General features: G+C 69.6%; 12 protein-coding genes. 6 read left to right on the forward strand and 6 right to left on the reverse strand.

Going from position 1 to position 12139, the window contains the following annotated elements; translation table 11 throughout:
* Positions 1-22 precede the first annotated feature (22 nt).
* The 5 genes from IEJ02_RS28125 to IEJ02_RS28145 are packed head-to-tail and all read left to right on the forward strand — an operon-like array spanning position 23 to position 5768.
* The gene (locus tag IEJ02_RS28125; protein WP_223864530.1) at positions 23-1750 is read left to right on the forward strand and encodes a peptide ABC transporter substrate-binding protein; all 1728 of its coding nucleotides are present in this window, start codon (positions 23-25) and stop codon (positions 1748-1750) included.
* Between the two features lie 3 nt (positions 1751-1753).
* Entirely contained in the window at positions 1754-2677 is a 924-nt protein-coding gene (locus tag IEJ02_RS28130) for an ABC transporter permease (RefSeq protein ID WP_137979392.1), read from the forward strand.
* Entirely contained in the window at positions 2670-3722 is a 1053-nt protein-coding gene (locus tag IEJ02_RS28135; protein ID WP_191067393.1) for an ABC transporter permease, read from the forward strand. The genes IEJ02_RS28130 and IEJ02_RS28135 overlap by 8 nt, the downstream gene beginning before the upstream one ends.
* Before the next feature lie 2 nt (positions 3723-3724).
* Entirely contained in the window at positions 3725-4738 is a 1014-nt protein-coding gene (locus IEJ02_RS28140) for an ABC transporter ATP-binding protein (RefSeq protein ID WP_223864531.1), read from the forward strand.
* A 4-nt stretch (positions 4739-4742) separates the two neighbouring features.
* Positions 4743-5768: an ABC transporter ATP-binding protein gene (locus IEJ02_RS28145; protein WP_191067433.1), complete on the forward strand. Its 1026-nt coding sequence runs from the start codon at positions 4743-4745 to the stop codon at positions 5766-5768.
* A gap of 253 nt (positions 5769-6021) precedes the next feature.
* Here the strand turns inward: IEJ02_RS28145 and IEJ02_RS28150 are convergent, their stop codons facing one another.
* Positions 6022-6228 carry a DUF397 domain-containing protein gene (locus IEJ02_RS28150; RefSeq protein ID WP_191067394.1) on the reverse strand — a complete coding sequence of 69 codons (207 nt, stop codon included), beginning with the start codon at positions 6226-6228 and terminating at the stop codon, positions 6022-6024.
* A gap of 12 nt (positions 6229-6240) precedes the next feature.
* Positions 6241-7131: a helix-turn-helix domain-containing protein gene (locus IEJ02_RS28155; protein ID WP_191067395.1), complete on the reverse strand. Its 891-nt coding sequence runs from the start codon at positions 7129-7131 to the stop codon at positions 6241-6243.
* Between the two features lie 156 nt (positions 7132-7287).
* Here IEJ02_RS28155 and IEJ02_RS28160 point away from each other — a divergent pair, with 156 nt between their 5' ends.
* On the forward strand, positions 7288-7725 hold the full coding sequence (locus IEJ02_RS28160) for an ATP-binding protein (protein ID WP_191067396.1): 438 nt from the start codon (positions 7288-7290) through the stop codon (positions 7723-7725).
* 195 nt (positions 7726-7920) lie between these two features.
* Here IEJ02_RS28160 and IEJ02_RS28165 read toward each other — a convergent pair whose 3' ends face one another.
* From IEJ02_RS28165 to IEJ02_RS28180, 4 genes are read right to left on the reverse strand one after another with little or no spacing between them, the layout of a single operon-like run.
* Positions 7921-9078 (reverse strand): ABC transporter ATP-binding protein, encoded by a 1158-nt coding sequence (locus tag IEJ02_RS28165; RefSeq protein WP_191067397.1) that lies wholly within the window; start codon positions 9076-9078, stop codon positions 7921-7923.
* Complete coding sequence (locus IEJ02_RS28170; protein WP_191067398.1) at positions 9071-10129, reverse strand: ABC transporter ATP-binding protein; 1059 nt, start codon at positions 10127-10129, stop codon at positions 9071-9073. The genes IEJ02_RS28165 and IEJ02_RS28170 overlap by 8 nt, the downstream gene beginning before the upstream one ends.
* Positions 10130-10140: 11 nt before the next feature.
* Complete coding sequence (locus tag IEJ02_RS28175; protein ID WP_191067399.1) at positions 10141-11121, reverse strand: ABC transporter permease; 981 nt, start codon at positions 11119-11121, stop codon at positions 10141-10143.
* The gene (locus IEJ02_RS28180) at positions 11114-12040 is read right to left on the reverse strand and encodes an ABC transporter permease (protein ID WP_137980914.1); all 927 of its coding nucleotides are present in this window, start codon (positions 12038-12040) and stop codon (positions 11114-11116) included. Before IEJ02_RS28180 ends, IEJ02_RS28175 begins: the two co-directional genes overlap by 8 nt.
* Positions 12041-12139: the final 99 nt, after the last annotated feature.

Here is a 12139-nt window from a genome sequence, read left to right on the forward strand (position 1 = left end):
GACCGGATCGTCGGGAGGCGCCATGCGTCGCGGAACCCCGTATCCCCCGCATGCCCGGCCGTCCCCGCATGCCCGGCCGTCCCTGCGCGCCCGGCATCCCCTGCGCGCCCGGCATTCCGTGCGGGCCCGGCATCCCCTGCGCGCCGTCGTCCTGATCGTGACGGCCGCGACCACCGCCACCACCCTCACGGCCTGCGGCGGCGGGGACGGCGGCGCCGACGCCGGGGTCGTCCGCTCGTCCTGGGGCGATCCCCCCAATCCGCTGGAGCCCGCCAACACCAATGACGTCCAGGGCGGCAAGGTCCTCGACATGATCTTCCGGGGGCTCAAGCGCTACGACCCGAGGACCGGCGAGGCCGAGAACGCGCTCGCCGAGCGGATCGAGAGCTCCGACCAGCGGAACTACACCATCACCCTCAAGAAGGGCTGGCGGTTCGCCAACGGGGAGAAGGTCACCGCCGCGTCCTTCGTGAACGCCTGGAACTACGGCGCCCGGATCGACCACAAACAGCGCAACGCCTACTTCTTCGAGTACATCGAGGGCTATGACAAGGTCCACCCCGCCTCCGGCGGCGCCCCCACCGCCAAGACCCTCTCCGGGCTGCGGGTCAGGAACGACCGGACCTTCACCGTCCGGCTCACCCAGAAGTTCTCCACCTGGCCCAAGACGCTCGGCTACAACGCCTATGTGCCGCTGCCCCGGGCGTTCTTCGAGGACCACGCCGCCTGGCTGCGGAAGCCCATCGGCAACGGCCCGTACCAGGTGCGGTCGTACGCCAAGGGCTCGGTGATGAAGCTGCGGGCCTGGGACGGCTACCCCGGCCCGGACAAGGCCCGTAACAAAGGCGTCGACCTACGCGTCTACACCGATAGCAACACCGCCTACACCGATCTCCAGGCGGGCAATCTCGATCTGGTCGACGATGTCCCGGCTCAGCAGCTGAAGTTCGTCCGCTCCGATCTCGGCAACCGCTACATCAACCAGCCCGCCGGGATCATCCAGACCCTCACCTTCCCGATGTACGACCGCGCCTGGAGCGGCCCGGCCAGGGCCAAGGTCCGCCGGGGCATCTCGATGGCGATCAACCGCGCGCAGATCACCGAGCGGATCTTCCAGGGCACCCGCACCCCCGCGACCGACTGGACCTCGCCGGTGCTGCGCCGCCAGGGCGGCTATCAGCCGGGTCTGTGTGGGGACGCCTGCCGCTACGACCCGGTCCGGGCGCGCAAGCTGATCAAGGCGGGCGGCGGGCTGCCCGGCGGCCGGATGACGATCACGTACAACGCCGACACCGGCTCCCACAAGGACTGGGTGGACGCGGTCTGCAACAGCGTCAACACCGTGCTGCGGAGCGACCGGGCCTGTGTCGGCAAACCGGTCGGCACCTTCGCCGACTACCGCAACAAGATGGCGGGGAAGAAGATGACCGGGCCGTTCCGGGCCGGCTGGCAGATGGACTATCCGCTGATCCAGAACTTCCTCCAGCCGCTGTACTACACCGGCGCCTCCTCCAACGACGGCCACTTCAGCGACACCGGCTTCGACCGGCTGGTCAACCAGGCCAACGCGGCCTCCGCCGACGGCCGGGCCATCGCCGGTTTCCGGGCCGCGGAGAAGATCCTCGCCGAGCAGATGCCCGCCATTCCGCTGTGGTACCAGAACGGCAGCGCGGGCTATTCGCAGCGGCTCAGCGAGGTGGCGCTCAATCAGTTCAGCGTGCCGGTCTACTCACAGATCAGGGTCGGCTGAGCCATGGGCCGCTATACGCTGCGGCGGCTGCTGCAGATGATCCCGGTCTTCATCGGCTCCACGTTCCTGATCTTCTTCATGGTGTACGCGCTCGGCGACCCGGTGGCCGCGCTCTTCGGCGACAAGGCGCCCGACCCCGCCACCGCCGCCCGGATCCGTAAGGACCTCTACCTGGACGAACCGCTGTGGCGGCAGTACGCGCACTACATGGGGCAGATCTTCAGCGGGCACTTCGGTACGGCCTTCAACGGGCAGCCGGTGACCGAGCTGATGGCAAGCGCTTTCCCGGTCACTCTCCGGCTCACCCTCGTGGCGGTCGCCTTCGAGATGGCGCTGGGGGTCACCCTCGGCGTCCTCAGCGGGCTGCGCCGGGGCCGGGGCCTTGACACCTCGGTGCTGCTGCTCACCCTGGTCGTGGTCTCGGTCCCGACCTTCGTCAGCGGCACGGTGCTGCAGTATCTGTTCGGCGTGAGCTGGGGCTGGACCAGGCCGTCGGTCTCGCCGGAGGCGCCGCTGGACGAGCTGCTGCTGCCCGGGGTGGTGCTGGGGCTGGTGTCGCTCGCGTACACCAGCCGTCTCACCCGTACCTCCGTCGTGGAGAACGCCCGCGCCGACTACGTCCGCACCGCCGTGGCCAAGGGGCTGCCGCGCCACCGGATCGTCACCCGCCATCTGCTGCGCAACTCGCTGATCCCGGTGGTGACCTTCATCGGCACGGACATCGGCGCGCTCATGGGCGGGGCCATCGTCACCGAGCGGATCTTCAACATCCACGGTGTGGGCTACCAGCTCTACCAGGGCATCCTGCGCCAGAACTCGCCGACCGTCGTCGGCTTCGTGACCATCCTGGTGATCGTCTTCCTGCTCGCCAATCTGCTCGTCGACCTCCTCTACGCCGTGCTCGACCCGAGGATCCGGTATGCCTGAGCCCTTCCCTGAGCCCTTTGACACGCGCTACGACATGACCGAGGCGATCGCACCGGCCGGCGGGGGCGGCGGCGGTCCGATGCAGCCCGCCGCCTCCGGCCCACAGAGCCTGAAGGGCGGGCCACGGCGCGGCCCCTGGCGCCTCCCGCACCCCTGGCGCGGGGAGCCCGGCCGCCGCTCCGGCGGACCGGCCGCGCCCACCGGGCGGGGGCTGTGGACCGACGCCTGGCACGATCTGCGCCGCAATCCGATCTTCATCGTCTCCGCGCTGATCATCCTCTTTCTCGTCGTGATCGCGATCTGGCCGCAGCTGATCGCGAGCGGAAACCCGTACCACGGCGACCTCGCCAAGGCACAGGACGGCCCGGCCCCCGGCCACCCCTTCGGCTACGACCTCCAGGGCCGCGATGTCTACACCCGCACGGTCTACGGCGCCCGCGCGTCCATCACCGTCGGCATCTGCGCCACCCTCGGCGCGGCGCTGCTGGGCAGCATCCTGGGCGGGCTCGCCGGGTACTTCGGCGGCTGGTGGGACGCGCTGCTCTCGCGGATCGCCGATGTCTTCTTCGGCATCCCGATCCTGCTGGGCGGGCTGGTCTTCCTGTCGGTGGTCACCAGCGGCTCGGTCTGGCCGGTGGTGGGCTTCATCGTGCTGCTGGGCTGGCCGCAGATCTCCCGGATCGCGCGCGGCTCGGTGGTGACCGTCAAGGAGCACGACTACGTCCAGGCGGCGCGGGTGCTCGGCGCGAGCAGCGGGCGGACGCTGCTGCGCCATATCGCGCCCAACGCCGTGGCCCCCGTGATCGTCGTCGCGACCATCGCGCTGGGCACCTACATCTCGCTGGAGGCCACGCTGTCGTTCCTCGGCGTGGGGCTCAAACCGCCCACCGTCTCCTGGGGGATCGACATCTCCTCGGCCGCGACCCAGATCCGCAACGCCCCGCACATGCTGCTGTGGCCGGCCGGGGCGCTGTCCCTCACGGTCCTCGCGTTCATCATGCTCGGCGACGCGGTGCGCGACGCCCTCGACCCCAAGTTGCGCTAGCCATGGCTGCGCCAGCCATGACGGCCCGCCTGCTGGACGTACGCGACCTGCGCGTGGAATTCCGCACCCGGGACGGGATCGCCGAGGCCGTCGGCGGTGTCTCGTACGCCGTCGACGCCGGTCGGACGCTGGCCGTGCTCGGCGAATCGGGGTCCGGCAAGTCCGTGACCGCCCACGCGATCATGGGCATCCTCGACTCCCCGCCCGGCCGGATCACCGGCGGGCAGGTCCTCTTCCAGGGCCGGGACCTGCTGACGATGGGCGCGGAGGAGCGCCGCCGGATCCGGGGCGCCGCGATGGCGATGATCTTCCAGGACGCGCTCTCCGCCCTCAACCCGGTGCTTCCCGTGGGCGCCCAGCTCGCCGAGATGTACGAGGTGCACCGCGGGATGTCCCGCAAGGACGCCCGGCGGCGGGCGGTCGAGCTGATGGACCGGGTGCGCATCCCGGCGGCGGCGCAGCGGGCCGGGGACTATCCGCATCAGTTCTCCGGCGGGATGCGCCAGCGCATCATGATCGCCATGGCGATGGCGCTGGAGCCGGACCTGATCATCGCCGACGAGCCGACGACCGCGCTGGACGTCACCGTCCAGGCCCAGGTCATGGACCTGCTCGCGGAGCTGCGCCGGGAGTACGCGATGGGGCTCGTCCTCATCACCCATGACCTGGGCGTGGTCGCGGACGTGGCCGACACCATCGCCGTGATGTACGCGGGGAGGATCGTGGAGACCGCGCCGGTACGCGACCTCTACCGCCGCCCGGCCCACCCCTACACCCGCGGGCTGCTGGACTCCGTGCCGCGCGTGGACCATCAGGGCGAGCGGCTCTACGCGATCAAGGGCGCGCCGCCCAGTCCGCTCGCCCTGCCGCCCGGCTGCCCCTTCCACCCCCGCTGCCCGCGCGCCCAGGAGGTCTGCCGCGTCGAACGGCCGCCGCTGTACGAGGTGACGGAGGACGCCGGGGCCGACGGACGGACCAGCGCCTGCCACTTCTGGAAGGAGGAGCTGCATGCCTGAGCACATGCCCGAGCCGGATGGGCCGGTCCTGGAGGTCCGCGACCTGGCCAAGCACTATCCGCTGACGCGGGGGGTGCTGGTGAAGCGGCGGATCGGCGCGGTCCGGGCGGTCGACACGGTCTCCTTCGCCCTGCGGCGCGGGGAGACCCTGGGCATCGTCGGCGAGTCCGGCTGCGGCAAGTCCACCGTCGCCAAGCTGCTGGTCAGTCTGGAGCGGCCGACCGCCGGGACGATCCACTACCGGGGCGAGGACATCGCCCGGCTGTCGGGCCGCGCGCTGCGCGCCGTACGTCGCAACATCCAGATGGTCTTCCAAGACCCGTACACCTCGCTCAACCCGCGGATGACGGTGGGCGACATCATCGGGGAGCCGTTCGAGATCCACCCCGAGGCGGCCCCGAAGGGCAACCGGCGGCAGGCGGTCCAGGACCTCCTGGACGTCGTGGGGTTGAACCCCGAGCACATCAACCGCTACCCCCACCAGTTCTCCGGCGGCCAGCGCCAGCGCATCGGCATCGCCCGGGGCCTGGCGCTACGACCGGAGATCATCGTCGCGGACGAACCGGTCTCGGCGCTGGACGTCTCCGTCCAGGCCCAGGTGGTCAACCTGATGGAGGCTCTACAGGACGAGTTCAACCTCTCCTACATCTTCATCGCCCACGACCTGTCGGTCGTCCGCCACATCTCCGACCGGGTCGCCGTGATGTACCTGGGCCGCTTCGCCGAGACGGGCACCGGCCGAGAGATCTACGACCACCCCACCCACCCGTACACCCAGGCCCTGCTGTCGGCCGTCCCGGTCCCGGACCCGGAGCCGCGCGCCCGCCCGACCCGCATCCTGCTGACGGGCGACGTCCCCTCCCCCGCCACCCCGCCCTCCGGCTGCCGCTTCCGCACCCGCTGCTGGAAGGCGCAGGAGCGCTGCGCGGTGGAAGTGCCGACGCTGACGGTCCCGCCGGGACTGTCGGGCCCGGCTGCTCATGCGTCGGCGTGCCACTTCGCGGAGGAGCGCGCGGAGGTCAGCGCATGATGTCCAGCACGGCAGTCACGCCACGACCCTATGAGGCGCGGCGCGGCGCCGTCTCGCGCCTTCGGCGCAATTGAGCATGGGTCGGGGGGTGGGGGGCGGGGCGCCGTCGCCGGGCGCCGGCCTCGGGGGGTGAGCGCTGGTGGCGGCGCCCGTGCCCGGGGGTCGAGGCCGTCGCCGGACCGCCGGGCCGACTCCGGATTGCCGGGGGTGGGGTACCCGTCCGGAAAACGTTTGACGAATTAGTTGCGCCAGATCAAGCACTTTCGGAAGGGCGGTCCAGTGTCCCCGCCCTCGCGGCCCGCAGGAACGCGCGGAGCGCGGCGGGAGTCGTGGATATGACGACCTCCGGGTCGTCGCTCTCGCGGAGGTGGGGGCGGCCGGTGGAATCGGCGGCGAGTTCCACGCAGTTGGCCGCATCGCCGGTGCTGAAGCTGGACTTGCGCCACTGAAGGGGAGACATTCGGGCCTTCTCCTAGAGCAGGGGGTACAGGATGTGCTGGAGGAGTCCGAGCGAATCTTTCCCGGTCCGGGCCTCCGGGGCGGCTTCGGCATCGATGGACGGCAAGGCCAGCTCGCTCAGCCGTTGGAAGGATTGCCGATAGTCGGTGACCGCGTCCAGATCGTCAAGGAACTCCGATCCGCCGAACTGGTCCACGAGCACTGTACTCAACTCCACCACGCTCGGTTCGATCACCATGAAGGGGTGGCTGAAGGCCGCGCTTCCCTCGTTGTCGATGGGCACGATCTGGATGGTGACGTTCGGCAGCCGCGATGCCTGGATGAGCCGCAGTAGCTGATCGCGCATCACCGTGCGGCCTCCATAGAGGACACGCAGTGCCGCCTCGTGGACGATGGCGTGAAAGCGGGGAGGCCGCTCGCCCGACAGAACCAATTGGCGCCGCAGCCTGAACTCGATCGCCCGGTCCTGCACTTCGCGTACGGCTTCCGAGAAGCCGCTGCCGTGGACCGCCGTAGCGTATTCCCGGGTCTGGAGGAGTCCGGGAATGAACAGCAGCTCGTAATTGCACAGGGCCTGAGCCCCGGACTCCTGCTCTGCGAGGTCCACGTGAGACGCCCCGAGCACCTTGCGGTAGTCACTCCACCAACCGCGTCCGGACTCCTGCCCCATCGTCTGCAGGGCGGCCAAGAAGGTTGCAGTTGTACCCTCCACTTCGTGCGCGAGCATGTCGAGCCGTTCGGCCGACAGGCTCGTGCGCCCCGCCTCGACGTTACTCAGATGCGGACTGTGCATCTCCATCAGGCGCGCGGCCTCCCCGACGGTCAGCCCAGCTCGCTCGCGCAGCTTGCGCACTTCCGCGCCGAACCGGCGCTGCCGGTAGGTGGGATTCGCTCTCAGCCCCATGTGAACTCCCCTCTCCGGGAGGCGAGTGTTGCGTACCGTGCCTGGATGCGTCCACTCCGCTATCACACCTCAGGCCACAGGTTGTAGTTGTAACCCCGCAGCCGCTACCTTACGTATGGCGCCAGTCACAGAAGGCACTCACCTGGAGGCTGCCCCATGCGCACGCCCGAAGAGCCCTGGTCCTACGGCCTGTTCATCCCCCACGACCCACGCGCCGTGGGCGTCGTACGGGCCACCATCCGTCACATCCTCAGGGCGGCGCGGCTCGACTGCATCGTCGACACGGCCGAACTGCTCGTGTCGGAGCTGGTCACCAACGCGTACCGGAACACCACCACCGACGCGTACGTCAGCATGGACTGGGAGCCGTCGCCGTCCGACTTCCGGGTCACCGTGTGGGACTCCGGGTGCGGACTGCCGCAGCCGGGGGCGGCCGCCGCCGAGGACGAGAGCGGGCGCGGGCTCACGCTCGTCGAGTCGTGTTCCGACACCTGGGGCGTGCACGACTACACCGACAAGGACGCGGGCGTCACCGGCAAGGCCGTATGGTTCACGCTGAACCCGCCCACCGCGCTTCCCCACCACCTTGGATGACCGTTGATCGAAGCCGAAGCATTGCTGGCGTACCGGCGGGACGTATTCGTCGCGCTGCGGCGCGATCCCGAACGGGCTCGGTTGGACGCCGCGCGTCGCGAGGTCGCAGCCTGAACGACGACGAGGGCCGCCCGGACCGTGGGGATCACGGTCCGGGCGGCCCTCGTCGTTCACACTGCGGCCCGCGCGGTGGCGCTAGGCGTGGACCACGTCCTTCTCCTCCGCGAAGTGGCACGCCGACTCGTGCGCCGCCGGCGAATCCGTGCCGGTGAAGCGCTCGGGGATGGCGAGGAGGGGGACCTCCTTGGCGCACTTGTCCTCGGCCTTCCAGCAGCGGGTGCGGAAGCGGCAGCCGGAGGGCGGGTTGGCCGGGGAGGGGACGTCGCCGGTGAGGATGATGCGTGTCCGGCCCTCGCGCGACTCCGGGTCCGGGACCGGGACGGCCGACAGCAGCGCCTGGGTGTAGGGGTGCGTCGGGTGGTCGTAGATCTCGGTGTCGGAGCCGATCTCGGCCATCTTGCCCAGGTACATCACGCCGACCCGGTCGGAGATGTGCCGGACGATGGACAGGTCGTGGGCGATGAAGATGTAGGACAGGTTGAACTCGTCCTGCAGCCCCTCCATCAGGTTGATGACCTGTGCCTGGACGGAGACGTCGAGCGCGGAGACCGGCTCGTCGCAGATGATGATCTCCGGGTTGAGGGCGAGGCCGCGCGCGATGCCGATGCGCTGGCGCTGGCCGCCGGAGAACTGGTGGGGGTAGCGGTTGATGTACTCCGGGTTCAACCCCACCACGTCCAGGAGTTCCTGGACCTTGCGGCGGCGGTCGCCCTTCGGGGCCACCTCGGGGTGGATCTCGAACGGCTCCCCGATGATGTCGCCCACCGTCATCCGCGGGTTGAGCGAGGTGTACGGGTCCTGGAACACCATCTGGATGTTGCGGCGTACGGCCCGCAGCGCGCGGCCCGACAGCTTGGTGATGTCCTGGCCCTTGTAGAAGACCTCGCCCGCGGTGGCGGTCTCCAGGGTCATCAGCAGCTTGGCGACGGTGGACTTGCCACAGCCGGACTCGCCGACGATGCCGAGGGTCTCGCCCTGGTAGAGGTCGAAGGAGATGCCGTCGACCGCCTTGACGGCGCCGATCTGCCGCTTGAAGAGGATGCCCTGGGTCAGCGGGAAGTGCTTGACCAGATTGCGCACCTGGAGGATCGGCTCGCCGCGGTCGACCTTGGCCTCGATCGCGGCGACCGCCTCGTCCTCGGTGGCCGCCTCGACCGTCTCCACCTCGGTGACGTTGGGGGTGGCGTCCGCGGCCGGTTCCATGGCCTTCTCGTTCTTCTCGGCGTCAGCCATGGAGGGTCTCCTTCCAGAAGTGGCAGGCGCTGCCGCGGCCCGGCAGCTCCGTGCCGTCCTGCTCGGTGACCGGCACCAGGGCGGGGACGTCAGTACGGCAGATGTCCTCCGCCTTGGGGCAGCGCGGGTTGAAGGCGCAGCCCGTGGGGATCTTGAGCAGATTGGGCGGCAGCCCCTTGATCGCGTAGAGCTCCTGGCCCTTGCGGTCCAGGCGCGGGATGGAGTCCAGCAGACCCCGGGTGTAGGGGTGGGCCGGGCGCTTGTAGAGCTCGTGCACGGGGGCGGTCTCGACGATCCGGCCCGCGTACATCACGGCGATCTTGTCGGCGACGTCCGCCACCACACCCAGGTCATGGGTGATCAGGATCAGCCCCATGTGGTACTCGCGCTGGAGCTCCGCGAGCAGGTCCATCACCTGGGCCTGGACGGTCACGTCGAGCGCCGTGGTCGGCTCGTCGGCGATGATCAGGTCCGGCTCCAGCGCCATCGCCATGGCGATCATGATGCGCTGGCGCATACCGCCGGAGAACTGGTGCGGATAGTCGTTCACCCGCTCCTTGGCGGCCGGAATGCGGACCCGGTCCATCAGCTCGATGGCCTTGGCCTTGGCCTCCTTCTTGGACAGGCCCTGGTGGACCCGGAACATCTCGCCGAGCTGATAGCCCACGGAGAGCACCGGGTTCAGCGCCGAGAGCGCGTCCTGGAAGATCATGGCGATCTTGCGGCCGCGGATCTTCCGGCGCTCCTCGCCCGACATGGTGAGCATGTCCTCGCCCCGGAACAGGATCTGCCCCTGCGGGATCCTCCCGGGCGGCATGTCGAGGATGCCCATGATCGCCTGGGCGGTCACCGACTTGCCGGAGCCGGACTCGCCGAGGACGGCGAGCGTCTCACCGGCGCGCACGCTGTAGTTGACGCCGTTGACGGCCTTGGCGACACCGTCCCGGGTGTGGAACTCCACGTGCAGGTCGCGGACTTCCAGCAGCGGGGTGCCGTCGTCTCCGGCGCCCTCGCGGACGGCGTCGTCCGCGGTCTTCTCGATGGTGGTCACGTACGCCCTCCTCAGCGCAGCTTGGGGTCGAGGGCGTCGCGCACCGCGTCGCCGAGCGTGATGAATGCGAAGACCGTGAGGCTCAGCATTCCGGCCGGGAACAGCATCACATGCGGGTTGTCCCGGATGGCGTCCTTGGCGTCGGAGATGTCGATGCCCCACGAGATGGTGGGGTCGGCGAGGCCGAGGCCGAGGAAGGACAGCGTGGCCTCGGCGGAGATGTAGGCGCCGAGCGCGATGGTCGCGACCACGATGGTGGGGGCCAGCGCGTTCGGCAGGACGTGCCGGAAGAGGATCCGGCCGGTTCCGGCGCCGAGCGCCCGCGCCGCGGTGACGTAGTCCGCCTGCTTGGCGGTGATCACCGAACTGCGCATCACCCGGGCGATGGTGGTCCAGCCGAGGAAGGCCAGGGCCGCGATCACCACGTACACCTTGCGCTCGGTGAACGCGTTCAGCACGACCATCGAGCCGAGCAGGAACGGCAGACCGAAGAAGATGTCGACGATCCGGGAGATGATCGAGTCGATCCAGCCGCCGAAGTACCCGGCCACCATGCCCAGCAGACCGCCGACGAGGGTCACCACCGCGGTCACACCGACGCCGACCATGATCGAGGCGCGGGTGCCGTAGATGACCCGGGCGTAGATGGAGCGGCCCTGGCCGTCGTAGCCGAACCAGTCGGCCTGGAAGAAGTGGGTCAGCTCGGGCTTGGTCAGGAAGTGGTTGGTCAGATCGCCGTTGCGCGGGTTGGCCCCGGTGAACAAGCCGGGGAACGCCGCGATGGCCAGCAGCAGCACGAGCAGCACCGCCGAGACCCAGAACAGCGGCCGGTGGCGCAGTTCGTACCAGGCGTCGCCCCAGAGCGAGCGCGGCTTGCCCTGGGAGACATCGCCGGGGGCCAGGGCGGCGTCCGCGGCGGCCTGCACGGGCCCGGCGTCGGCTGCCGTGTCGACCGCCGTGCCGCCGGACTGGGATTTGGTCATGTCAGGCATACCGGATCCTCGGGTCCAGGACCGCGTACAGCAGGTCGACGAGCAGGTTGATCACGAGAATGACGAGGACGAAGATGGTCACGACCCCGACGATGGTGCTGCCCTCACGCTGCCCGAGCGCCTTGAAGAGCAGGTTGCCGACGCCCTGGACGTTGAAGATGCCCTCGGTGACCACCGCGCCGCCGACCAGCGCGCCGACGTCGGTGCCGAGGAAGGTGACCACCGGGATCAGCGAGTTGCGCAGCAGGTGGACGCCGACGATCCGGCGGCGCGGCAGCCCCTTGGCGAGCGCGGTGCGCATGTAGTCGGCGCGCAGGTTCTCCGCGAAGGTGGTCCGGGTCAGCCGGGCCACGTACGCCATGGAGAGCATCGCGAGGACGAATCCGGGCAGCAGGAGCTGCTGGAGGTCCATCGAGTCCTGGACGTTCGGCGGCAGCCAGCCGAGCTCGTCGGCGAAGATGAACCGGGCGAGGTAGCCGAGGACGAAGACCGGCATCGAGATGACGATCAGCGTGAAGATCAGGACGCCGGTGTCCACGGCGCGGCCCGCCTTGAGGCCGGCCCAGGCGCCGAGCCCGATGCCGACGATGATCTCGATGGTGAGGGCCACCGCGGCGAGGCGGAGGGTCACCGGGAAGGCCATCCCCATTTCCTCGGAGACCGGACGGCCGCCGAAGGTCTTGCCGAAGTCTCCCTTGAAGAGGTCGACCATGTAGTCGATGTACTGCTTCCACAGGGGCTGGTCCAACCCGAACTCATGGCGGAGAGACGCGACCTGCGCGGGGTCCGCTGCCTTGTCGCCCCACATCGCCCGGATGGGGTCACCGGGCAGTACGTGGACCATGAGGAAAATAATCAGAGTAGTCCCGATGAAGACCGGGATCATCTGGAGCAGTCGCCTGGCGACATAGCGCCCCATCATGCCTCCATGCCGTTGGGGGGCGGCGGAGGCCACGTCTCGTCTGCGCCACGCGGGTGGGGGGATGAGCTGCGGGCCTCACGCCTGCGGGCCGGTGCC

This window comes from Streptomyces sp. 5-10 (assembly GCF_014712245.1).
In the GTDB taxonomy this organism is placed as follows: domain Bacteria; phylum Actinomycetota; class Actinomycetes; order Streptomycetales; family Streptomycetaceae; genus Streptomyces; species Streptomyces violaceusniger.